The following is a 21,809-nucleotide window of genomic DNA, read 5'->3' as shown; positions in this document are numbered from 1 at the left end:
CCCAGATTAAATAATGCCGTCCCGGTCCGAAACAACCGTAAAAGCTGGTCTTCCCAACGACGAAAGTGGACAAAACCTTGCGCGGTCCACCGGATGCTGTCCATCCGCGTCGAACCCGTAGCACACGCCGATCATCGGCACACCAAGCAAATCCGTGCCCGACCAAAGGCTTGGCAGGGTTTCCCGCACCGGAACCGGCAGGTCGGGCACCCCCTTCGGCGCTTGGCGACCTGCCCATTCGCGCCAACCCTCGGCCCCCAGCGCCGCGACCGTGACGGGCCGGCAATGGCCGGGCGACACCCTCAGGTCGAATTGACCGTCCCAGCGAATTGTTCCTCCGGGGGCCACCGTCGGCCGCTCCGTCACCGCCACCGGTTCGCGCGCGACCATGACCGCGCCGCGCCGCATCCGGACGACGCAGCCGCCCAAGGTCGCGCCCGTCTTCGCTCCGCCCTGCCCGTCCTTCAAACCGTCGAGCAGCCGCTCCAGCGCTTCGTCGCGCACCGGGTACGCCGGTCCGCCGACCGCGGCCAGCGCGGCACCCAGAGCCCGCAGCGCGATCTCCAGCGGTGCGGCGCGCAGCGGTGCCGGCGCCAGGGTGATCCAGCCCTCGGGATGAATGGTTGCGGCCTCTGCCAGCAGCGCGGCCGTCGCCTGTTCCAGCGCCGCCCGGGCACGGCCGGCGCGCCGGGCGACCTCGCCCAACCGGCCGGCGTCGAGCCCCTCCCCGCCCAAAGTCTCGCGGGCGGCGCGCAGCCGGGCACGGGCGAAGCGCGGGTTGCTGTTGGAGGGATCCTCGATCCAGTCCACGCCTCCCGCGCGGCAGGTCGCCAGCAGCCGCTCGTGGGAAAAGCGCAGCAGCGGCCGGATCACCCGCACCGCCCCATCGGCACGGACGGGCGCCATCCCGGCCAGCCCGTCGATGCCGGACCCGCGGGCCAGCCTCAGCAGAACCGTTTCAGCCTGATCGTCACGATGATGGGCGAGCGCCAGATGCAGGATGCCGGCCTTGGCGCAGGCCGCGCCGAGCAGCCGGTGCCGCGCCGTCCGGGCGGCAGCCTGGATTCCGGCCGACGGCTTCGCCCCGTCCCAGCGCAGGATGCGGTGGGGAACGCCAAGACGGGCCATCGCCCGCCCGACCGCTGCCGCCTCCCCGGCGGACTCGGGCCGCAGCCCATGATCGACCGTCAGCGCCAGCAGGCTTCCGCCCCGCTCCGCGACCCAATGCCGCAGCAGCAGGACCAGCGCCACGCTGTCGCCACCACCGGAAACCCCGACCGCGACGGCCGGTGACGGTTCGAATCCGCCCAGCGCCGCCAGGGCGTGGGCGAACTCCTCCCGCGATACCGGCCCACCGTCCCCGGGGCCGTCTCCGGAGTTGCCGCCCATCAGGCCGGGCAATTGATGCGCTTGCGCTCCGTATCGGCGCGGCGCTTCACGCTGGCCGAGGCTTCGGGGAACTTGGTCAGCAGCTGGCCGAAGGCGGTGCAGGCGTCCGACTTCTTGTTCATCTGCTGCAGGGTCATGCCCAGCTTCAGCAGGCTGTCGGCCGCCTTCGGGTTGGTGCGGTACTTGGACAGCACCTCGGCGAAGGCCTGGGCCGCTTCCGGGAACTTGTTGCGGACGTAATAGCTCTCGCCCAGCCAATATTGCGCGTTGCCGGCATAGGCATGCGACTTGTTCTTGACGATGAACTCCTGCAACGCCTTCTCCGCCCGGTCATAGTCGGAGTTGCGCAGCAACTCGAACGCCTGCTCATACTGCTTTTCCGGCGACAGTCCGGCGGTCGAGGGCGGATTGGCCGAAGCGGTCTGCGCCGGCTTGTCGGCCTTCTTCTCGTCAGCCGCGGCAGCCTTGGACGGCTTGGTCGGGGCGGCATCGGACATGGCACCCCCCATGGCGCCGCCGGCGGTCCCGCCGCCCTTCTCCAGATCCTTCAGGCGGAAATCGACGTCGGCGTTCACCTTCTCCAGGCGCTCGCGCAGCTGGCTGAGCTGATAGGTCGATTCCTCGTACTTGCCGGTCAGATCCTGGATGGTGCGCTCCAGGTTCTGCAGGCGGATCTCGAAATCGGCGGCGACGGAGGGCGACAGCTGCGCCACCTCCACCGGACCGCCCAGTGCCGCGACCTGCGTTTCCAGCGATTGCAGCCGCTCGATCTGCCCCTTCGACTGGGCCAGGGCGGGGCCCACGGCTGGGGTTGCCGCGAGCATGCCACCCAGCAGGAGGGCGGCGACGGGACGGATGTTGGTCATGCGCGTGGGATCCTGAGGAGATTCGATGCCGGGGGAGCACCCACGGCGACCATGGCGAACGATAAAGGCGACGCGATGGCCGCTGTTTAGCAGAACTTGCGCGTCCACGCAAAGAACCGACCTTGCCGGATTTTTCCGGCCCCCGAAAAGGCTCCCCCGGGAAGATGCCGCCAAAAAAGAAAAGGCGCCGCCCCCGGTTACCCGGCGGCGGCGCCCTTCCCTGTTCCCCGTCAGGCGGGGACCGGCGTCATCAGTTGACGACGGTCACGCCACGGCGGTTCTGCGACCAAGCGGCCTCGTTCGAACCAACGACGGCCGGACGCTCCTTGCCGTAGGAGACGACGTTGACGCGGTTCGGGGTGATGCCCTTGGCGGCCAGGTAGTTCTTCACCGAGTTGGCGCGACGCTCACCCAGGGCGAGGTTGTACTCGCGGGTGCCGCGCTCGTCGGCATGGCCCTCGACGGTGACGGTGACCGAGCCGTAGGTCTGCAGCCACTTGGCCTGACGGTCGAGGGTGGCGCGAGCCTCCGGCGACAGGTCGAAGCGGTCGAGGCCGAAGAAGACGCGGTCGCCGACGTTGACGACGAAATCTTCCGCCGAGCCCGGACGGACCGACGACTGCTGGGCACCGGTGTTGGCGCCGTTGGCGGCGTCGTTCGGAGTGGATTTGCAAGCGGCGAGCAGAGCGACCGCGGCGAGAGCGAGGAACTTCATACGCATGTTCAGGGACCCCTTGAACGAAACTTGTTTGATGGTCGAACTTTGTCTGCACAGGAGCCGCTTCTTTCCGCCAATCCCCGACGAAAAGACGACGTTCGACCTTTGTCTTGAGCATTGCTCCCGCGTGGCCGCAAAATAGGGCTACTCCACTAGGGAATCAAGGGCGACCACGCGGGGTCCGACGCATCGACCGGGGTGCTCACGCGACGCTCATTGGCGCCGGTGATGTCGATGCTGTACAGCTTTGCGTTGCGGCCACGCCCGTCACCCGACGGCAAGTCCTTGAAGAACATGATGACTCGGCCGTTGGGGGCCCAGGTCGGACCCTCGACGTGGAAGGCTTCGGTCAGGATCCGTTCCCCCGTCCCATCCGGACGGATTACGCCAACTGCAAAGCTGCTACCACGCTGGCGCGTGAATGCGATCAGGTCGCCGCGCGGCGACCACACCGGCGTACCGTACCGGCCCTCGCCGAAGGTCAGCCGCTTCACGCCCGAGCCGTCGGCGCCCATGACATAGAGCTGCTGGGTGCCGCCGCGGTCCGACTCGAAGACGATGCGCTGGCCGTCCGGCGAGTAGCTGGGGCCGGTGTCGATGCCCGGCGCATCGGTCAGCTGGGTCTGGCGGCGGGTGCGCAGGTCCAGCGTGTAGATGTCGGTGTTGCCATTCTGGGCCATCGACATGATGACCTTGTTGCCGTCCGGCGAGAAGCGCGGGGCGAAGGTCATGCCGGGGAAGTCGCCCAGGACCTCTTGGCGGCCGGTGTCGATGTTGAACAGGTACACGCGCGGCTTCTTGTTGAAGTACGACATGTACGTGATTTCCTGGGACGTCGGCGAGAAGCGCGGCGTCAGGACCAGGGTCTGGCCGTCGGTCAGGAACTGATGGTTGGCGCTGTCCTGGTCCATGATGGCCAGCTGCTTCTTGCGCGCGTTCGCCGGGCCGGATTCGGCGACATAGACGATGCGCGTGTCGAAATAGCCGTCCTCGCCGGTCAGGCGCTTATAGATGGCGTCGGCCACGATGTGGGCGATGCGGCGCCATTCCTGCGGCGAGGCGCTGTAGCTCAGCCCCTGCATGTACTGGCCGGCGGCGACGTCCCACAGGCGGAAATCGACCTTCATGCGGCCGTCGGCGCCCGTGGTGGTGTTGCCGGCGACCAGGGCCTGGGCGCCCAGCGCCTTCCAGTCCTGGTAGCGCGGCTCGCCGCTGCGCAGCTGGTCCGGCGTCTGCAGGAAGCCGCGCGGGTCCAGCGGCTTGAACAGGCCGGAGCGCTCCAGGTCGTCGGAGATCACCTTGGAGATGTCGGCGCCCATCTGCGCATCGCGCCCGCCCGATCCGGCGAAGCTGGTGATGGCGATGGGCAGCGGCTCGGACACGCCCCGCGTGATGTCGATGCGCAACTCGGCGCGCGCCTCCTGCGGAGCGGCAACGCCGAGGGAGAGGAGAAGCGCGCCGGTGGCCCCGGCCAGCTTCAACAGAAGCCTCGTCTTCGTCGTCATGGTCAGAACATGTCCCTCGGGTCGAAATTGAACACGATGAAGCGCCAATCTTCATAAGTCTGCGGCGTGAACTCGCTGGTCAGCAGCTCCAGGGGGCTGGACCGCTTGACCGCGCGCACCGCCGCGTCGGCCGACGCCCGGAAGGCGGCATCCGACATGTAGCGCGACCTGTACTTGTCGTCGATCCAGGCGCGAACCACGCTGTGGTCGCGGCCGACCTCCACATGGATCTCGATCTGCATCGAACCGGCGTCCTTGCGGCCGCTGTCGAAGTTCCAGTTCTTGCTCAGCTGGCCGCGGATGGCGTCCAACGCGCGGCCGGATGGCTTGAACGGCTTGTCGGGGCCGTTTGTTGCCTTGGCCGCCCCGGCCGGAGCCGCCGACGCGGTCTTCTGGCTGGGCTTGGCGTCGCTGTTGGCGCTGGCCGATGCCTTGCCGTCAGCCTTCGGGTTGTCCGACGGCTTGATCTTCCCGACGTTCGACAGCAGGTCGGACAGCGGGTCGGCCTTGGCCGACGGCTTCTCCGGCTGCTTGGCCGGCGCATCCGCCTTCTTCGTCTCGGCCTTGGCATCCTTCGGCGGCTCGGCCTTCGCGACCTCCTTGGCAGGCTCCGGCTTCTTCGGCTCCGCCTTGGGCGGTTCCGGTTTCGGCGGTTCCGGCTTGGGAGGCTCGGGCTTTTTCGGCTCGGGCTTGGGAGGCTCCGGTTTCGGAGGCTCGGGCTTGGGCTCGTGCTTCGGCGGTTCCGGTTTGGGCGGTTCCGGCTTCGGCGGCTCGGGCTTGGGAGGCTCCGGCGGCTTCGGAGTCGGCGACGGCGCCGGATCCGGGGGCGGAGGCGGCGGGGGTGGCGGTGGAGGCGGCGGGGGCGACGGGGTCGGCTTGGGCGGCGGCGTCGGCTCGCGCGGGGGCGGCGGCACCTGGGCGACCTTCGGCGGCTCCGGCGTCTTGGACGGCGGAGGCGGGGGCGGAGGCGGCTCGTCCTCCTCGTCCGGCGGTTCCGGCGCCGGCGGGGCGGGCTTGGCCTCGGGCATCGGCGGACGGGCGGCGGTGGCCGGCTTCGGCTCGCCCTTCTCGACGCGGGCAGCCTGGGTGATCTCGCCGACGTCGACGATCTCGATCGGGATCGAGGAGGCGATCTCGAGCTTGCGATCGCTGGGCGGCATGCCGAGCACCATCAGCGCGACCAGCGCGACGTGCAGCACCGCCGAGGCGATCAGGGGCTTGCGCATGGGAGTTCCGCCCGCCTCAACGCGCCGGCTTGGGCGCGCCGACCCGCGCGCTGGACGCGGTCGGGCCGTTGGGCATCTCGGCGACCAGCCCGACCTTCTTGAAGCCGGCGGCGCTCATGGTGCCCATCACCTCCAGCATCTTGCCATAGGCGATCTTGGCGTCGCCGCGGACCAGGATGCGGGCCTCGGGGTTGTTGTTGGTGACCGCGATCAGCAGCGGCACCATGTTGGCCAGCTCGACCGGCGTCTCCTGGACGAAGACGCGGCCGTCGGTCTGCACGGTGACGAACAGCGGATCCTTCTGTTGCTCCAGCGGAGCGGCGTTGGTCTTGGGCAGGTCGACCGGCACGCCGACGGTCAGCATCGGGGCGGCGACCATGAAGACGATCAGCAGGACCAGCATGACGTCGATGAACGGCGTCATGTTGATCTCTGCCATCGCGCGATAGCCCCGGCGCTTGCCGCGGCCGTGGGATTTGCCTGCGAGTTGTCCGGCCATGGTTCAGGCGGCTCCCCGCTCCTCGAGGTGGCGGGACAGGATCGCCGAGAACTCGCCCGAGAAGGTGTCCAGCCGGTCGGCGTAGCGGCCGAGGTCGGTGGAGAACTTGTTGTAGGAGAGCACCGCCGGGATGGCGGCCAGCAGGCCCATGGCGGTGGCGAACAGCGCCTCGGCGATGCCCGGCGCCACCACGGCGAGGCTGGTGTTGCCCGAGCCGGCGATCGAGGTGAAGGAGTTCATGATGCCCCACACCGTGCCGAACAGGCCGATGAAGGGGGCGGTCGAGCCAACCGAGGCCAGGAAGGTCATGTAGCGTTCGGCCCGCGCCATCTCGCGGCCGATGGTCACCGCCATCACCCGTTCCACCCGCTGTTGCAGCGAGCTTTTCATCGTGCCGCCGATGCCGCGGTCGGCGGCGTGGCGCCATTCGCGCATGCCGGCGGCGAAAGTCGCCGCCATCGGGTCGGCCGGGGTCTGGCCGATGCGGTCGTACAGCGCGTCGAGCGACCCGCCGGACCAGAAGGCCTCCTCGAAGGAGTTGGCCTGGGCGTTCAGCCGGCGGATGCGCATCAGCTTCTCGATGATGATCGCCCAGCACCAGATCGAGGCGACGACGAGCATCATCATCACGATCTTGACGACCGCGTCGGCCTGCCAGAACAGGCCGAGGATCGTGATCTCATGTGCCGTCGTGGCGGCGGCATTGCCGGCCAGCTGGGCGGTTTGCAGGGCGTCCATCGCAGTCAGTCTCGCGGTTGCGCTGTTGGCACGGGGATGTGGAAGGAAAACGGTCGGTTAAGAGTGGGCAGGCGTGGTCTGCTTGGCATGCAGCGTCTCCATCGCCGCTTTCACCGGTTCGGGAAGGCGCACGGCCCGACCTGACCGGTTGATCGTCACCAGCTGCAGGTCGGCGCGCGCCAGCACGCGACCGTCGCGGCGAATGACTTGTGCAACTGCGAAGGAGGCACCGCGGATATCGACGATTTGGGTTTCCACTTCAAGCGTGTCCTCCAGCTTGGCAGGGGCGTCAAAATCGATGGTCAGGCGCCGTACCGCAAATGACACACCTGTGACATCGCCCAAACCCTCGGCCATCTCCCTCTGACGGAAGCCCATCAGGGAGAGCATCTCCGTGCGCGCCCGCTCCGCGAATCGCAGGTAATTGGCGTGGTAGACGATGCCGCCGGCGTCGGTGTCCTCGTAATAGACCCGCAGCGGATACCGGTGCGTGCCGTCCTCCGCGAACCATCCCGAGAGAGCGGGAGCGTCACTCATCGCCATCCCCCTCCGTCGGGTCGGGGACTCGGTCCAACAGGTCGAGCTGCCGAAGCGGCGCGTTCGGCGGGTTGAGCCCGAGATAGCGGAAGCCCTGGTCGGTCAGCATGCGCCCGCGCGGCGTGCGCTGCAAAAAGCCCTGCTGGATCAGGTAGGGTTCCACCACCTCCTCCAGCACGTCGCGCTGTTCGCCCAGCGCCGCCCCCAGCGTCTCGACGCCGACCGGCCCGCCGCCATAATTGGTGGCGACCAGCCCGAGATAGCGGCGGTCCATGCTGTCGAGTCCCAACCGGTCAACCTCCAGCCGGGTCAGGGCGGCATCGGCAACGCGCTTGTCGACCTCCTCGACGCCGGCGACCGCGGCGAAATCACGCACCCGGCGCAGCAGCCGGCCCGACACGCGCGGGGTGCCGCGCGCCCGGTTGGCGATCTCGCGCGCGCCCTCGGGCGTGATGCCCATGCCGAGCACGCCGGCGGCGCGGCGCACGATCAGCTCCAGTTCGTCCGGCTCGTAGAATTGCAGGCGCACGGGAATGCCGAAGCGTTCGCGCAAGGGGCGCGTGATCAGGCCGCTGCGCGTCGTGGCGCCGACAAGGGTGAAGGGCGGCAGGTCGATCCGGATGGACCGTGCCGACGGGCCTTCGCCGATGATAAGGTCGAGCTGGAAATCCTCCATGGCGGGATAGAGCACCTCTTCCACGGCGGGATTAAGGCGATGAATCTCGTCGATGAAGAGGACGTCGTGCGGCTGGAGGTTGGTCAGCAGCGCCGCCAGATCGCCGGCCCGCGCGATGACCGGGCCGGAGGTGGCGCGGAAGCCGACGCCCAGCTCGCGCGCCACGATCTGCGCCAGCGTGGTCTTGCCGAGGCCGGGGGGCCCGAACAGCAGCACATGGTCCAGCGCCTCGTTGCGGGAGCGGGCGGCCTGGATGAAGATCGACAGGTTCTCGCGCGCCTGCCGCTGGCCGATGAATTCGGCGAGCGACAGCGGGCGGATCGACGCCTCGGCCGAATTGCCGTGGCCCTGGCCCGGCTGGACGAGACGGTCGTGGTTGGGATCGCTCATTGGCTCAGTTCCTTGAGGCCCTGGCGGATCAGATCGGACACGCCGGCATCATCGCCCAGCACCCGCCCGGCGGCGACGACCGCGCCGAAGGCCTCCGACCGGCCATAGCCGAGATTGACCAGCGCCGACACCGCATCGGCCAGCGCCGGGGTGGCGCCCGGCACGGCGGCGGGGGCGCCCTTGCCTGCCGGCGCGCCCGCGGTCGCCGCCGGACCGAGCGCCAGATTGCCGACCTTGTCCTTGAGTTCGTTGAGAATGCGCGCCGCCACCTTCGGCCCGACGCCATCGGCGCGCACCAGCGCGGTCTTGTCCTGGGACGCGATGGCGCGGGTCAGCTGGTCGGGGTCGAGCACGCCGAGGATCGACAGCGCCAGCCGGGCGCCGACGCCCTGGATGGTGGTGAGCAGCTTGAACCACTCCCGGTCGGCCTGGTCGCCGAAGCCGTGCAGGACGATGCGTTCCTCGCGGATGAAGGTCTCGACCACCAGCGACGCCCGCTCTCCCACCGCCAGGCGCGACAGCGTGCGGTTGGAGCAGGACAGCAGGTAACCGACGCCGTTCACGTCGAGCACGACCCAGTCGGTGCCGGTGGAATTGACGATGCCGGTCAGCTTGGCGATCATGGGAACTCCCGGCCCGAAGGCTGGCTGCGAAGAATGGGGGTCTCTTCGAGACGCGCGCGGATGGTCTCCAGCACGCCGTCTAGGTTGTCGATCACGTCGGTGTTCCAGAAGCGCAGGATGCGGAAGCCGGCCTGCTCCAGCATGCGCGCACGCCGCTCGTCATGGGCGGCGCGCTGCTCGGCATGCTGGCCGCCGTCCAGTTCGACGATCAGGCGATGGTCGTGGGCGACGAAGTCGGCGACGAAGCCCAGGATCGGCTCCTGCCGCCGGAATTTCGCGCCGAGCTGGGCATTGCGCAGCTTCTGCCAGACGATCTTTTCCACGTCCGTGGCGTTCATCCGCAGGTCTCGCGCGCGCCCGGTTATGTAATCGGCTGGCTTCGCCTTTGCGATGCTCGCCATATCCTCCACTCGCCCCAGGGGACCATCCCCCTCCCCCCCGGGGAGAGGGTCGGGGTGAGGGGGAAGCGCTGCGTGGACTCTTGGGAGAGGAGCGCTGTGCATCCCCCTCACCCTGCCCTCTCCCCGGGGGGAGAGGGTTTGCTTCCCCGTGGTGTCGCCGCCCCGCCGCCACATCGTCCAGCTTGCACGGTGGTGCGCATGGCAGATCGCTATGGCGAGCGCGTCGGCGGCGTCCGGCGAGGCGATCTCGCAGCCGGGCAGCAGCAGGCGCACCATCGTCTGGACCTGCGCCTTCTCGGCGCGACCCTGGCCGACGACCGCCTTCTTGACCATGTTGTTGGCGTATTCCGCCACCGCCAGCCCGGCCTGGGCCGGCACCAGCAGGGCCACGGCGCGGGCCTGTCCCAGCTTGAGCGTCGAGACCGCGTTGTTGTTGACGAAGGTCTCCTCTACCGCCGCCTCGTCGGGCTGGTAACGCTCCACCACCGCCGACAGGGCGTCGTGGAGCTGCACCAGACGCTCGGCCAGCGGACAGCGGTCGTCGGAATGCACAGCGCCGTCGGCGACGTGGCTCAGGCGGTTGCCCGCCACGTCGATGATGCCCCAGCCGGTGTGGCGCAATCCGGGGTCGATCCCCAGCAGCCGCACCGGCGAAGGCACCGTCGCCTCACTTCGTCCTGCCCGCGCAAACACGGCACCCGCTCTCCGCTTGCAAGACCCGCGTTCAGCTTACGCGGTCAGCTTCTGCATCAGCTCGTCGGAGATGTCGAAGTTGCCTTCGACCACCTGGACGTCGTCGTTGTCTTCCAGCACGTCCAGCAGCTTCAGCAGGCTGGCGGCGGCGTCCTCGCCCGGCGCGACGGTGTTCAGCGGACGCCAGGTCAGGCGTGCGCTCTCCGCACCGCCGAACTTGGCCTCCAGCGCATCGCGCACAATGCCGAAATTCTCCACCGTGGTGGTGACCTCGTGGCCGTTCTCGTCGGATTCGACGTTGTCGGCACCGGCCTCCAGCGCCACCTCGAACACGGCGTCGGCGTCGGCCGCGGCGGCCGGATAGAAGATCGCACCGATGCGGCTGAACATGAAGCTGACCGAGTTGGTCTCGCCCAGGCTGCCGCCGTACTTGGTGAAGCTGGAGCGCACTTCCGCGGCGGTGCGGTTGCGGTTGTCGGTCAGCGCCTCGACGATCAGGGCGACGCCGCCGGGGCCGTAGCCCTCGTACCGCACCTCTTCGTAGTTCGCGTCGTCGCCGCCGCCGGGGGTGCCCTGCTTGATGGCGCGGTCGATGCGGTCGCGCGGCATGTTCTGCGCGCGTCCGGCCAGGATGGCGGCGCGCAGGCGCGGGTTGGCCGCCGGGTCCGGCAGGCCGCTCTTGGCGGCGACGGTGATCTCGCGGGCGAGCTTGTTGAAGATCTTGGACCGCTTGGCGTCCTGCGCGCCCTTGCGGTGCATGATGTTCTTGAACTGGGAATGACCGGCCATGGGTCGAACGAGCCTCGAAACGGAATTGGTCAATCGGGCGGGGTTAAGCGCACGACACATGTAACAGGTCTGCCGCTCCACCGCACCTTTTCGGCGCGGGAGACGACACCCACGGGATTAGAAAGTCAATATGGCGAGATTGCGGCGCGGCTTGGCCGCTTTTGCCAAGGGCTCCATCACGGACTCTTACTGGCGCAAGCCCCTATTGGTTCCCGCTCTGATTGTCCGGCCAAAACTCAGGATCGAGCAGTTCTCCCAGACGATACGGGCATTCGCGCGGCAGGTCGCGGTCGAACAGGCAGTCGGCTTCCAGGCCGAACAACGCATCCTGCCTCCCATCCACCCAGGCATCGGGCAGAAATTCGTCCAGCTTGGCACTCAGGCTTGGACTGTCGCGCAGCACGCGGGTCAATGACGTCCGCTGCTGGTTCACCGACCGCTTCCAACCGTTGCGCGGCCAGTCGGCGGGCGATAGCTCAAGCATCAGCAGATGTTCGATGATGCGGGCCAGCCGGGACGTGACCTCGATCTGCTCGCGGCGCCCTATGCTCTCAATTTCCTCGGCAAGGTTCTCCCAGTCCAACGGCAAGCTGGCTCCCGACGCCGCAGCCTCGCGCAGCCGTGCAGCCTGCTCCATCGCCCAGGCGTAGAAATCCTTGTCGTATTTGGCCTGGAACCCCATGGACCGCGCCCCCTAAGCCGTGACCACCTTACTGCGTCCGTTCCGGCAAGGCCCGGCTCAGCCGCCCGCCGATGCGCAGCGGCTCGATGCGGACCGCCAGCCCGGTGCGGTCGTCGGTCTCGACGTAGCAGCCGCAGACGGTGCCCTCGCCTTCCGCCGGCGACAGCCGTTCGGTCGGCAGCTTCCGCACCATCTTGGCGAGCGCCACCTCCTTCTTCATGCCGATGGCGCTGTCGTAATCGCCGCACATGCCGGCATCGGACTGGTAGGCGGTGCCCTTCGGCAGGACCATGTGGTCGGCGGTCGGCACATGGCTGTGGGTGCCCACCACCAGCGAGGCGCGGCCGTCGCAGAAATGCCCCATGATCATCTTCTCGCTGGTCGCCTCGCCATGCATGTCGATCAGCACGGCATCGACGCCCCCGGGCCCGAGGCGATGGGCCTTCAGCACCCGGTCCACCGCCGCGAAGGGGTCATCCATCGGCTCCATGAACAGGCGCAGCAGCACATTGACGACCAGCACCTTCCGGCCGCCGCGCGCCTGAAGCAGGACGTATCCACGGCCGGGCGTGCCCTCCGGGTAGTTCACCGGGCGGACGATGCGCGGCTGCTGCTCGATGGTGGAGACCAGTTCCTTCTGGTCCCACGTATGGTTGCCCAGGGTCACCACGTCGATGCCGGCCTCGAAGAACTCCTCGGCGATCTTGACGGTGACGCCGTAGCCGCCGGCCGAATTCTCGCCGTTCACCACCGTCAGGTCGGGGTCCAGCTTCTCGCGCAGCATCGGCATATGCGCCAGCACAGCCTCGCGCCCGGACCGGCCCACCACATCGCCGAAGAACAGAATCCGCATCGCCCCAACCTTCCAGAAAAGCTCACTTATGAATGCGGAGCGTCTCGCGCTCCGTCACGATCCAGTCCAGCCGCTCGTCATGGCCGTCCACCGGAACCGCCGGCATCTCCTGCGCGGCGAAGGCCACGCCGACAGCGACCACCGCGCCGCCTGCCCGCAGGCCGTCCAGCGTCCGGTCGTAATAGCCGGCGCCATAGCCCAACCGGTGGCCGGAGCGGTCGAAGGCCAGCAGCGGCACCAGCAGCAGCGACGGCAGCAGGGCCGCGCGCCCCTCCGCCGGTTCCTGGATGCCGTAGCGGCCGGCCGCCATCGGCGCCTGGGGATCCCAGTCGCGGAACAGCAGCGCGGTGCCGCGCGGCCCGGAGACCGGCAGCCCGACCGCATGGCCGAGGTTTTTAAGATGGAGCAAAGCCGGCCGCGCGTCGAGTTCCGAGCCCAACGGCCAATATCCCCCGGCGGCACCGCGCGGCAGATGGCCGTCCCGCGCCAGTTCGGCGATGCGGTCGCGCACGGCGGCGGAGGCAGTGGAGCGGTCGCCGTCGGCGATGGCGTCGCGCCGGGCGCGCGCCTCGCGTCGGGCGGCGTCCTTGGCTTGCGGATCGGTCATCGTGGACTGCGTGCGGAGGGAGGAACGAGGGAGTCCCCGGAACGGGGAGGCCCGGAAAGAGGGTGGAAGGCGCCGCCTCGGCCGGTGGCCATGTGCCTATCCTCCATGGCCTGCATGAGCAGGTGGGCGCCGTGTACCCGGCCCGATGGGCCGGACAGGGACAGCTCCCTAGAGTTCAAGGTTATCGGCCCTGGGGATTATTGCAGCCTGTCGAACCAGGCAGCGGTCCTTCCGTGCACCAATCTAGGCGCGCTCGAGCCGCGCGGCAACCTCTTCGATGCGTTTTGCGACACGATCGAGTTCGACGACCACCGCGCCCTCGTCCACCGAGGGGGCGATGCCCTTGCCGGACATCACGTCCTGCAGCTCGTCGGCCAGCACCAGACAGGTCATCAGCATCATCTGTGCTTCCGACCCGCTGCGCCCGCCGCCGGTCAGACGGCGCAGGCGGTCGTCCACATAGGCCGCAAGCTCGCGCAGCCGGCCCTCCTGCCCGTCCTCGCACAGCATGCGGTAGAAGCGGCCATTCACCTCGATATCGACCTGCGCCATGGCGTCAGCTCTCCAGCACGTGTTGCAGTCGGGCGATGGCGACCTCCAGCCGCTGCGACACCGCCTCCGCGGTGGCCTGGGCGGTCGCCCGGTCCGCCCGCGCGGTTTCCAGCGCCTGGGACAGATCCTGCTCCCGTCGGACCACCCGCTCCTCGCGGGCGGCGGCGGCATGGTCGAGACGTTCCACGGCGCGGCCGAGACGGTCGAGAGCAGCTTTCAGGGAATCCATGGACGTCAACCTCGACCTGTGGGCACGTCATGTTCGACGGGCCGCGGACCCGGACCGGCTTTCCGCCAAGCCGAGCCGCTGCCTTATCGGAGCGCATAGAGTTGGGCCGGCACGCCGACCGCGTCAACCATCACGACGGACTCTTCCACCGAATGCCCATACCGAATACCGGGGCGTGACGGAACGCCGCAACCGACGCATCGGTTTCGAACCCTTAACGGGTGCGGGGCGTCCCACACGGACGAGGGGCCTCTGCCATGCCCTTCCCTACCCCAATCCCATGTTGACCTGCGGACGGCGGTTCTGCATGGTGCGCCCGTTTCGCGGCGCCTCTTCCGGCGACCGCGCAACCACCGTTGCCGACGCCGCAACCGCGTCCGACCCGCAGGAAACGCCAGATGTCCGCTGACTCCGCCCAGCCCTCCCTCCACACGATGGCCAGCGCGATCCGCGCGCTCTCCATGGACGCGGTCGAGGCCGCGAAGTCCGGCCACCCCGGCATGCCGATGGGCATGGCCGACGTCGCCACGGTCCTGTTCACGCAGTTCCTGAAGTTCGATCCGAAGAACCCGACCTGGGCCGACCGCGACCGCTTCGTGCTGTCGGCCGGCCACGGCTCGATGCTGCTCTACTCGCTGGCCTACCTGACCGGCTACGAGCGGATGACCATCGACCAGATCAAGCGCTTCCGCCAGCTGCACAGCCTGACCCCCGGCCACCCGGAAGTCGACCCCAGCCTCGGCATCGAGATGACCACCGGCCCGCTGGGCCAGGGCGTCTCCACCGCCGTCGGCATGGCGCTGGCCGAGCGGATCACCAACGCCCGCTTCGGCGACGAGCTGATCGACCACTTCACCTACGTCATCGCGTCCGACGGCGACCTGATGGAGGGCGTCAGCCACGAGGCTTGCTCGCTGGCCGGCCATCTCGGGCTGAACCGCCTGATCGTGCTGTGGGACGACAATCACATCTCCATCGACGGCACGACCGACCTCAGCTTCACCGACGACACCCAGGCGCGCTTCCGCTCATACGGCTGGAACACCATCGCCGTCGACGGCCACGACACCGACGCCGTGTCGAAGGCCATCGCCCAGGCGCGGACCTCCACCGACAAGCCGACGCTGATCGCCTGCCGCACCATCATCGGCAAGGGTGCGCCGAACAAGGCCAACAGCCACGCCTGCCACGGCTCGCCGCTGGGCGCCGACGAGATCGCCGCGACCCGCACCGCCATCGGCTGGACCCATGAGGCCTTCGTCGTTCCCGACGAGGTACTGTCCGCCTGGCGCGCCGCCGGGACCCGCAGCGCCGAGGCCTACAATGCCTGGAGCAGCCGCCGCGCCACCCTGAGCGCCGAGGCCGGCAAGGCCTTCGACGAGGCGTTCAGCCATGGCGTGCCGAGCGCGCTGACCGACACCATCGTCGCCTTCAAGCAGAAGGTCAGCGCCGAGAAGCCGAGCTGGGCGACCCGCGTCGCCTCCGGCAACACGCTGGAAGTCCTGGTGCCGGCGATCCCGGAGATGGTCGGCGGCTCCGCCGACCTGACCCCGTCGAACAACACCAAGGTCAAGAACACCGCCGACGTGAAGGGCAAGGGCGAGTTCGCCGGCCGCTACGTCCGCTACGGCGTGCGCGAGCACGGCATGGCGACGCTGATGAACGGCATGACGCTGCATGGCGGCATCATCCCCTACGGCGGCACCTTCATGCAGTTCGCCGACTATTGCCGTCCGGCCATCCGTCTGGCCGCGCTGATGAAGCAGCGCACCGTCTTCGTGATGACCCACGAACTCGATCGGTCTCGGCGAGGACGGCCCGACCCACCAGCCGGTCGAGCATCTGGCCGCGCTGCGCGCCATCCCGAACCTGCTGGTCCTGCGCCCGGCCGACGCGGTCGAGACCGCCGAATGCTGGCAGATCGCGCTGGAGGCCACCGGTGCCCCGTCGGTGCTGGCGCTGACCCGTCAGAACGTGCCGACGCTGCGCACCGAGCATACCGCCGAAAACCTGTCGGCCCGCGGCGCCTACGTGATCGTCGAGGCCGAGGGCGAGCGCAAGGCGACCATCCTCGCCACCGGCTCGGAAGTGTCGCTGGCGGTGGAGGCCCGCAAGGCGCTGCAGGCCCAGGGCATCGGCACCGCCGTTGTGTCTATGCCGAGTTGGGAACTGTTCGAGCGCCAGGACGATGCGTACAAGGCATCCGTGCTGGGCACCGGCGTGCGCGTCGGCGTCGAGGCGGCGATCCGTCTGGGCTGGGACCGCTGGCTGGGCGACAAGGGCGCCTTCGTCGGCATGGCCGGCTTCGGCGAATCGGCCCCCTACCAGGAACTGTACAAGCACTTCGGCATCACCGCCGAAGCGGTCGTGGACGCCGTTAAGGCGCGTCTCTGAGAGAAGCCGAAGGGGCGTCCAGCCGAATTCGGGCGCCCCATATCCAACTGGAGGAAGTCATGGCTGTACGGGTAGCGATCAACGGTTTTGGCCGCATCGGCCGTCTGGTTCTGCGCGCCATCTACGAGAGCGGCCGCAAGGACGTGGAGGTCGTGGCGATCAACGACCTCGCCGATCTGAAGGCCAACGCGCACCTGCTGAAGTACGACAGCGTCCACGGCCGCTTCCCCGGCACCATCGAGACCGGCGACGGCGTCCTGATCGTCAACGGCCACTCCATCAAGGTCGTGCAGGAGCGTGACCCGGCCAAGCTGCCGTGGAAGGATCTGGGCGTCCAGATCGCCATGGAGTGCTCTGGCATCTTCACCAAGCGCGCCGACGCCGCCAAGCATCTGGAAGCCGGCGCCGAGAAGGTGCTGATCTCGGCCCCGGCCACCGACGAGGACATCACCGTCGTCTACGGCGTCAACCACGACAAGCTGACGGCCGAGCACAAGATCGTCTCGAACGCGTCCTGCACCACCAACTGCCTGGCGCCGGTCGCGCATGTCCTCCACAACCTGGTGGGCATCGAGAAGGGCTTCATGACCACGATCCACTCCTACACGGGTGACCAGCGGATCGTCGACACCAACCACAAGGATCTGCACCGCGCCCGCGCCGCGGCCCTGAACATGATCCCGACCTCGACCGGTGCGGCCAAGGCTGTCGGCAAGGTCCTGCCGGAGCTGAAGGGCAAGCTGGACGGCACCGCCATGCGCGTTCCGACCCCGAACGTGTCGGTCGTCGACTTCAAGTTCACGTCCAAGCGCGCCACCTCGGTCGAAGAGATCACCAAGGCGATCTCCGACGCCGCCAACGGCCCGCTGAAGGGCGTGCTGGAGGCCTACACCGAGGATCTGGTCTCGACCGACTTCAACCACGATCCGCACAGCTCGATCTTCGCGCTGAACGAGACCAAGGTCATCGACGGCAACTTCGTCCGCATCATGACCTGGTACGACAACGAGTGGGGCTTCTCCAACCGCATGAGCGACACCGCCGTCGCCATGGCGAACGCCAAGTAAGCCTCGCTTCGGCAAGAAAAAGGCGCCTTCCCCACGGAAGGCGCCTTTTTTCTTTGAGACAACCTGTTCCCAGGCCGCCCTCAGGCCGCCCGCACCGTCGCCAGGAAGTCGCCGACCTGCGCGTTCAGCCCGGCCGCCTCGCTTGTCAGCTTGCCGAGCGCGTCGACCAGTTCGCGGGCAGTGCGGCCGCTCTCGTCGGACGCGGCGGTGACGCCGGAAATGCTGCTCGACACCTCGCCGGTGCCGGCGGCGGCCTGCTGGACCGAACGGGTGATCTCCGCGGTTGCGGCGTTCTGCTGCTCGACCGCGGCGGAAATCGCCGTGGCGATGCCGCTCAGCCGCTCGATCACCGCCGCCACCTTCTGGATTTCCGTCACCGCCTGACCGGTCACCGTCTGGATGCCGCTCATCTGGCCGCCGATCTCGTCGGTCGCCTTGGCCGTCTGGTTGGCCAGCGCCTTCACCTCGCTGGCGACGACGGCGAAACCCTTGCCGGCCTCCCCTGCCCGCGCCGCCTCGATGGTCGCGTTCAGCGCCAGCAAATTGGTCTGGCCGGCGATGGAGTTGATCAGCCCGACCACGGTGCCGATCCGCTCGACCGCCTCGGCCAGGCTGCCGATGCGGCCGGTGGCCTGCTGCGCCATGCCGACCGCCTCGCCGGCGACGCGGCTGGCTTCCGACACCTGCCGGCCGATCTCGACGATGGAGCCGGTCAGTTCCTCCGACGCGGCGGCGACGGTCTGCACATTGGCGGCGGTGTCGTCGCTGGCGCTGGCGACGATGCCGGCCAGCTGGCTGGTCTGCTCCGCCGCCTGCGACATCGCCCGCACCTTCTGCCCCAGCGCGTCGGTGGTGGTGGAGACGGAGCGGATCATGCCGCCCACCGTCCCCTCGAATTTTGCGGCCAGCCGGTCCATCGACCGGCGCTTCTCCTCCTCGGCCCGGCGGGCGGCTTCGGCCTGTTCGGCCTCCAGCCGGCGGCTCGCCTCGGCATTGATCCGGAACACCTGGACCGCACGGCCCATGTCGCCCAGTTCGTCGCCGCTCTCCGTTTCCGGCACGGTGACGGACAGGTTGCCGTCGGCGAGCGCCCGCATGGCACCGGACAGGCGGCGGATGCGCCGGCTGATCGAGTTGCCGACCAGTGCGATCAGCCCCACAACTGGCAGCGCGAGCCCGCCGACGATGGCCGCCATGGTCCACAGGCTGCTGGCGAAGCGGGCGTCCAGATCGTCGATGTAGACACCGGTACCGATCAGCAGTTGCCAGGGCTCGAACATCTTGACATAGCTGAGCTTGGGCAGCGGCACTTCGGTGTTGGGCTTTGGATACATGTACTCAACGAACCCATCACCCTTGGTCCGTGCGGTATCGACCAACGACCGGACGAAATAAACGCCGTTGGCGTCCTTATTGTCGCGCTGGTCTTTGCCGATGACGTCGGGGCGGACCGGATGGATGACCGTCTGGTAGTTCATGTTCTGGACAAAGATGTAGTCCTTGCCGTTGTAGAACATGGTGTTCAGGTTGGCTTTGAACCGCTCGAAAGCCTGTTCGCGCGTCAGGTGTCCCGCCTTGACTTCGGCTTCGTATCCAACTGCCAATCCGTGAGCGGTCTGGACGACGGAGCGCAAGGTCTCCTTGCGCTCGTCCAGCATGTTCCGCTGGTCGAGCCAAAGAGCGGCGACGGCCATCGCGATGGACACGACGCCAGCCAGCACGACCAAGGCCGACAGCTTCGCCCGCAGGGTCAGTTTCAGTGCGCTCATGGGCTATCCCCCCTTCGTTATAGCGGGGGCGGAGCAAGGACGATGCCAACCCGCAAAACGGGATGGCTCCTTGACGCTGCCACGAAAAGGCGAGAGCGCGCCGGGACAATCCGCTGGTCCTGCGAATGGCGGCAAGCAAGCTGCTTCGCATTTTGCGAAAAGTCAGCCCGTCTTGACGTTTGTCACACCCGCGGCGCGGCCCAGGCATTCGGCGATCCAGGCGGACAGGCTCTTGCCCTCCCGCGCGGCGCAGTCGGCGACGGCGCGGTGCAGGATCGGGTTGATGCGGATGGCGAGACGGCCGGAGAAGGGCTGTTCGCCGTCGCCGCCCATATCGCAGGACAGGTCGAGATAATCGTCCACCGCCCGCCGGAAAGACTCCCGCAGCTCGTCCACAGACCGACCGGAAAAGGTGATGCCGTCGTGGGTGTTGATGACTTCGCCAACGAAGACGCCCGCTTCGTTGTCGAAGTCGATCTGGGCCTTGTAACCCTTGTATTCCATCATCGCGGCATTCCCGGGGGAGGTATTCCCATGAAACGGGCGCCGGCGCTCCGGCCCCCGCTCTTCTGTGACTGACCATACTCCGGGTCGGCGACCGCAGGGTTTGACCTGCCTCAATTCTCGCAACCGGCTGGACGGGGCGGCTGGGGTGTGGAGCCGTCCGGCAGGCCCGTCTACAGTGGCCGCCCGACCTCCCCCTGGCGCCCCCATGACCGCATTTCCCTCCGTCCAGCCGGTTCCGGCCCGGCCCATCCTGATCCGCAACCTCGGCGACGCGCTGGCGGCGGCGCGGGCGGCCGGGTCGGCCGGCACGGCGTTGACGCTGATGGCGCCGCCGGCGGGGGGAGCGCTCTGGCTGCTCGGCGTGCTGGAGCGGGTGCGCCGCACCCACCCCGGACTGGCATCGACCGGCCTGCTCGATTGCGGCGACCGCGCCGGGGAGGCGCAGGGGGCGCTGGCGGCCGGCGTGCCCGCCCTGCTGTTCACTGGCCATCCGCTGGCGGCGGAGCGCCTCGCGGCAATCGCCGCGGCCCGTGGCGCCACCCTGTTGACCCGATGCCCGCCGCTGCTCGATCTCGCCGCCGAAGGTCGGGGGACCGACCGCGCCGAAAGGCTTGAGGCCCTATGCCGTGGCTGGCTGGCGCGGGCCGAAGGATAGCGCCCGACTACCGCTTTTTCGCACAGCCTCTCCGCGCAAAGGTGGTGTAACGTCACCTTAGGATATTTTTGTGACACGCCGCCCTCCCTCCGATGCCGGATGACCCGCCCATGAGCATCACCTCCCTCACCACGCCGGATCAGACGATTGCGCAACCCCACCGTCCGGGGCAGGCCGCCGGCGGCCGGCACTCCGACCGGATGGGACACAGGCCGGCTCCGGGGCCGGAGAAGATGCGCGGCCTCAAGCTGGTCGCCGTCTGGGTCGGGCTGACCGTTGGGTCCTGGGCGGTGCTCGGCGGGGCCGGATACGGGCTCTACACGCTGGCGGGATCCCTTCTGCCCTAACCCCTTCGGACGGGCTCATGCCCTCCGCAAGGGTCCTGCCCGACCGCAGGCCCTAGGCCGTTCAGGCGTGGCAAATGGCCGCTTTATGCCCCTCCCGCCGTTGCAAAACGGGCCAATCCGGGCTAAGACGGCGCCATTCCAAGAATGCCCAGGGGAAGAGCCACAATGAAGCTCACGCGCCGCGTCAAAGACATTCTCGCCAACTACGAGAGCGACAATCCCGGCACCAAGGCGAATCTCGCCGCATCCTGATGGAAGGCAAGCTCGGCGGTACGGGCAAGCTGGTGATCCTGCCGGTCGACCAGGGCTTCGAGCATGGTCCGGCCCGCAGCTTCGGCCCGAACGATGCCGGCTATGACCCGCACTACCATTATCAGCTGGCCATCGACGCGGGCTGCAACGCCTACGCCGCCCCCCTGGGCTCGCTGGAAGCCGGTGCCGGCACCTTCGCCGGTTCGATCCCGCTGATCCTGAAGATGAACAGCGCCAACTCGCTGTCCACCCAGAAGGAAGCCGCCGACCAGGCCGTCACCGCCTCGGTCCAGGACGCCCTGCGCATCGGCGCGTCGGCCATCGGCTTCACCATCTATCCCGGCTCCGACGCCATGTACTCCCAGTACGAGGAGTTCCGCGAGCTGTCGAAGGAGGCCAAGTCCTACGGCCTCGCCACCGTGCTGTGGTCCTACCCGCGCGGCGGCGCCGTCACCAAGGACGGCGAGCTGGCCATCGACGTGATCGGCTATGCCGCCCACATGGCCGCTCTGCTGGGCGCCCACATCATCAAGGTGAAGCTGCCGTCGGCCACGCTGGAGCAGCCGGAAGCCAAGAAGATCTACGAGTCGAAGAACATCCCCATCGCCACCCAGGCGGAGCGGGTGAAGCACATCATGCAGTGCGCCTTCAACGGCCGCCGCGTCGTGGTCTTCTCCGGCGGCGCCACCAAGGGCGAGGACGCGGTGTTCGAGGACGCCCGCGCCATCCGTGACGGCGGCGGCAACGGCTCGATCATCGGCCGCAACGCCTTCCAGCGCCCGCGCGAGGACGCCCTCAAGCTGCTCGACCGGATCATGAAGATCTACCAGGGCCGGGAGTAACAC

The 21,809-nt window shown here is 68.4% G+C and carries 22 protein-coding genes, 1 other RNA gene and 3 pseudogenes; 5 read left to right on the top strand and 21 right to left on the bottom strand.

Features of this window, described 5'->3' with window-relative positions; genetic code table 11:
• Window positions 1-6: 6 nt before the first annotated feature.
• From tilS to ACWPN3_RS28035, 19 genes and pseudogenes are all read right to left on the bottom strand, one after another.
• Entirely contained in the window at window positions 7-1,401 is a 1,395-nt protein-coding gene (tilS, locus tag ACWPN3_RS28125; RefSeq protein ID WP_492261868.1) for a tRNA lysidine(34) synthetase TilS, read from the bottom strand.
• Entirely contained in the window at window positions 1,389-2,255 is an 867-nt protein-coding gene (gene ybgF, locus ACWPN3_RS28120; protein WP_109095398.1) for a tol-pal system protein YbgF, read from the bottom strand. The genes tilS and ybgF overlap by 13 nt, the downstream gene beginning before the upstream one ends.
• Before the next feature lie 250 nt (window positions 2,256-2,505).
• Entirely contained in the window at window positions 2,506-2,976 is a 471-nt protein-coding gene (gene pal / locus ACWPN3_RS28115) for a peptidoglycan-associated lipoprotein Pal (RefSeq protein WP_492261867.1), read from the bottom strand.
• Window positions 2,977-3,125: 149 nt separating this feature from the next.
• Window positions 3,126-4,478, bottom strand: coding sequence for a Tol-Pal system beta propeller repeat protein TolB (gene tolB / locus ACWPN3_RS28110; RefSeq protein ID WP_109095397.1), 1,353 nt, complete (start codon window positions 4,476-4,478; stop codon window positions 3,126-3,128).
• Window positions 4,479-4,480: 2 nt separating this feature from the next.
• Window positions 4,481-5,704 (bottom strand): hypothetical protein, encoded by a 1,224-nt coding sequence (locus ACWPN3_RS28105; protein WP_492240220.1) that lies wholly within the window; start codon window positions 5,702-5,704, stop codon window positions 4,481-4,483.
• 16 nt (window positions 5,705-5,720) lie between these two features.
• Window positions 5,721-6,203, bottom strand: coding sequence for an ExbD/TolR family protein (locus ACWPN3_RS28100; RefSeq protein ID WP_109051801.1), 483 nt, complete (start codon window positions 6,201-6,203; stop codon window positions 5,721-5,723).
• A 3-nt stretch (window positions 6,204-6,206) separates the two neighbouring features.
• Complete coding sequence (tolQ, locus tag ACWPN3_RS28095) at window positions 6,207-6,941, bottom strand: protein TolQ (protein WP_492240219.1); 735 nt, start codon at window positions 6,939-6,941, stop codon at window positions 6,207-6,209.
• Between the two features lie 57 nt (window positions 6,942-6,998).
• Complete coding sequence (gene ybgC, locus ACWPN3_RS28090) at window positions 6,999-7,478, bottom strand: tol-pal system-associated acyl-CoA thioesterase (RefSeq protein ID WP_492261866.1); 480 nt, start codon at window positions 7,476-7,478, stop codon at window positions 6,999-7,001.
• The gene (gene ruvB, locus ACWPN3_RS28085) at window positions 7,471-8,544 is read right to left on the bottom strand and encodes a Holliday junction branch migration DNA helicase RuvB (protein ID WP_492261865.1); all 1,074 of its coding nucleotides are present in this window, start codon (window positions 8,542-8,544) and stop codon (window positions 7,471-7,473) included. The genes ybgC and ruvB overlap by 8 nt, the downstream gene beginning before the upstream one ends.
• Window positions 8,541-9,167 carry a Holliday junction branch migration protein RuvA gene (gene ruvA / locus ACWPN3_RS28080; protein WP_492261864.1) on the bottom strand — a complete coding sequence of 209 codons (627 nt, stop codon included), beginning with the start codon at window positions 9,165-9,167 and terminating at the stop codon, window positions 8,541-8,543. The genes ruvB and ruvA overlap by 4 nt, the downstream gene beginning before the upstream one ends.
• The gene (locus ACWPN3_RS28075) at window positions 9,164-9,568 is read right to left on the bottom strand and encodes an endonuclease domain-containing protein (RefSeq protein ID WP_492261906.1); all 405 of its coding nucleotides are present in this window, start codon (window positions 9,566-9,568) and stop codon (window positions 9,164-9,166) included. Before ACWPN3_RS28075 ends, ruvA begins: the two co-directional genes overlap by 4 nt.
• 156 nt (window positions 9,569-9,724) lie before the next feature.
• A pseudogene (ruvC, locus tag ACWPN3_RS28070) lies at window positions 9,725-10,216 on the bottom strand (crossover junction endodeoxyribonuclease RuvC); the annotation flags it as partial.
• An 81-nt stretch (window positions 10,217-10,297) separates the two neighbouring features.
• The gene (locus tag ACWPN3_RS28065) at window positions 10,298-11,050 is read right to left on the bottom strand and encodes a YebC/PmpR family DNA-binding transcriptional regulator (RefSeq protein ID WP_492240216.1); all 753 of its coding nucleotides are present in this window, start codon (window positions 11,048-11,050) and stop codon (window positions 10,298-10,300) included.
• 202 nt (window positions 11,051-11,252) lie between these two features.
• Window positions 11,253-11,732, bottom strand: a complete 480-nt coding sequence (locus tag ACWPN3_RS28060; RefSeq protein WP_492240215.1) for a DUF29 domain-containing protein — start codon at window positions 11,730-11,732, stop codon at window positions 11,253-11,255.
• A 28-nt stretch (window positions 11,733-11,760) separates the two neighbouring features.
• Window positions 11,761-12,585 (bottom strand): TIGR00282 family metallophosphoesterase, encoded by an 825-nt coding sequence (locus ACWPN3_RS28055; RefSeq protein ID WP_492240214.1) that lies wholly within the window; start codon window positions 12,583-12,585, stop codon window positions 11,761-11,763.
• 22 nt (window positions 12,586-12,607) lie between these two features.
• Window positions 12,608-13,192: a 5-formyltetrahydrofolate cyclo-ligase gene (locus ACWPN3_RS28050; protein WP_492240213.1), complete on the bottom strand. Its 585-nt coding sequence runs from the start codon at window positions 13,190-13,192 to the stop codon at window positions 12,608-12,610.
• Window positions 13,193-13,257: 65 nt separating this feature from the next.
• Window positions 13,258-13,421: non-coding RNA, 6S RNA (gene ssrS / locus ACWPN3_RS28045), on the bottom strand.
• A 14-nt stretch (window positions 13,422-13,435) separates the two neighbouring features.
• Window positions 13,436-13,744: a cell division protein ZapA gene (locus ACWPN3_RS28040; RefSeq protein WP_109448308.1), complete on the bottom strand. Its 309-nt coding sequence runs from the start codon at window positions 13,742-13,744 to the stop codon at window positions 13,436-13,438.
• 4 nt (window positions 13,745-13,748) lie between these two features.
• Complete coding sequence (locus ACWPN3_RS28035; protein WP_109448310.1) at window positions 13,749-13,973, bottom strand: hypothetical protein; 225 nt, start codon at window positions 13,971-13,973, stop codon at window positions 13,749-13,751.
• A gap of 398 nt (window positions 13,974-14,371) precedes the next feature.
• Here ACWPN3_RS28035 and tkt point away from each other — a divergent pair.
• Both tkt and gap read left to right on the top strand, forming a co-directional pair.
• Window positions 14,372-16,367: pseudogene (gene tkt, locus ACWPN3_RS28030) on the top strand (transketolase).
• Window positions 16,368-16,426: 59 nt separating this feature from the next.
• Window positions 16,427-17,434 carry a type I glyceraldehyde-3-phosphate dehydrogenase gene (gene gap / locus ACWPN3_RS28025; RefSeq protein ID WP_492261863.1) on the top strand — a complete coding sequence of 336 codons (1,008 nt, stop codon included), beginning with the start codon at window positions 16,427-16,429 and terminating at the stop codon, window positions 17,432-17,434.
• Between the two features lie 80 nt (window positions 17,435-17,514).
• Here gap and ACWPN3_RS28020 read toward each other — a convergent pair whose 3' ends face one another.
• The gene (locus ACWPN3_RS28020; protein WP_492240211.1) at window positions 17,515-19,203 is read right to left on the bottom strand and encodes a methyl-accepting chemotaxis protein; all 1,689 of its coding nucleotides are present in this window, start codon (window positions 19,201-19,203) and stop codon (window positions 17,515-17,517) included.
• A gap of 162 nt (window positions 19,204-19,365) precedes the next feature.
• The gene (locus ACWPN3_RS28015) at window positions 19,366-19,710 is read right to left on the bottom strand and encodes a type II toxin-antitoxin system HicB family antitoxin (protein WP_109450340.1); all 345 of its coding nucleotides are present in this window, start codon (window positions 19,708-19,710) and stop codon (window positions 19,366-19,368) included.
• A gap of 205 nt (window positions 19,711-19,915) precedes the next feature.
• On the opposite strand from ACWPN3_RS28015, the gene ACWPN3_RS28010 reads away from it, so the two are divergent.
• The 3 genes and pseudogenes from ACWPN3_RS28010 to ACWPN3_RS28000 all read left to right on the top strand — a co-directional run bounded on the left by ACWPN3_RS28010 (window position 19,916) and on the right by ACWPN3_RS28000 (window position 21,806).
• The gene (locus ACWPN3_RS28010) at window positions 19,916-20,365 is read left to right on the top strand and encodes a hypothetical protein (RefSeq protein WP_492240210.1); all 450 of its coding nucleotides are present in this window, start codon (window positions 19,916-19,918) and stop codon (window positions 20,363-20,365) included.
• A 110-nt stretch (window positions 20,366-20,475) separates the two neighbouring features.
• A complete protein-coding gene (locus ACWPN3_RS28005; RefSeq protein ID WP_247873204.1) occupies window positions 20,476-20,712 on the top strand; it encodes a hypothetical protein in 237 nt (78 codons plus the stop codon).
• Between the two features lie 165 nt (window positions 20,713-20,877).
• Window positions 20,878-21,806 (top strand): annotated as a pseudogene (locus tag ACWPN3_RS28000) (class I fructose-bisphosphate aldolase).
• Window positions 21,807-21,809 lie beyond the last annotated feature (3 nt).

This window comes from Azospirillum sp. UENF 111221 (assembly GCF_058780625.1).
The sequence above is the reverse complement of the archived record's forward strand: the minus strand, read 5'-3'. Positions and strand labels throughout refer to the sequence as shown.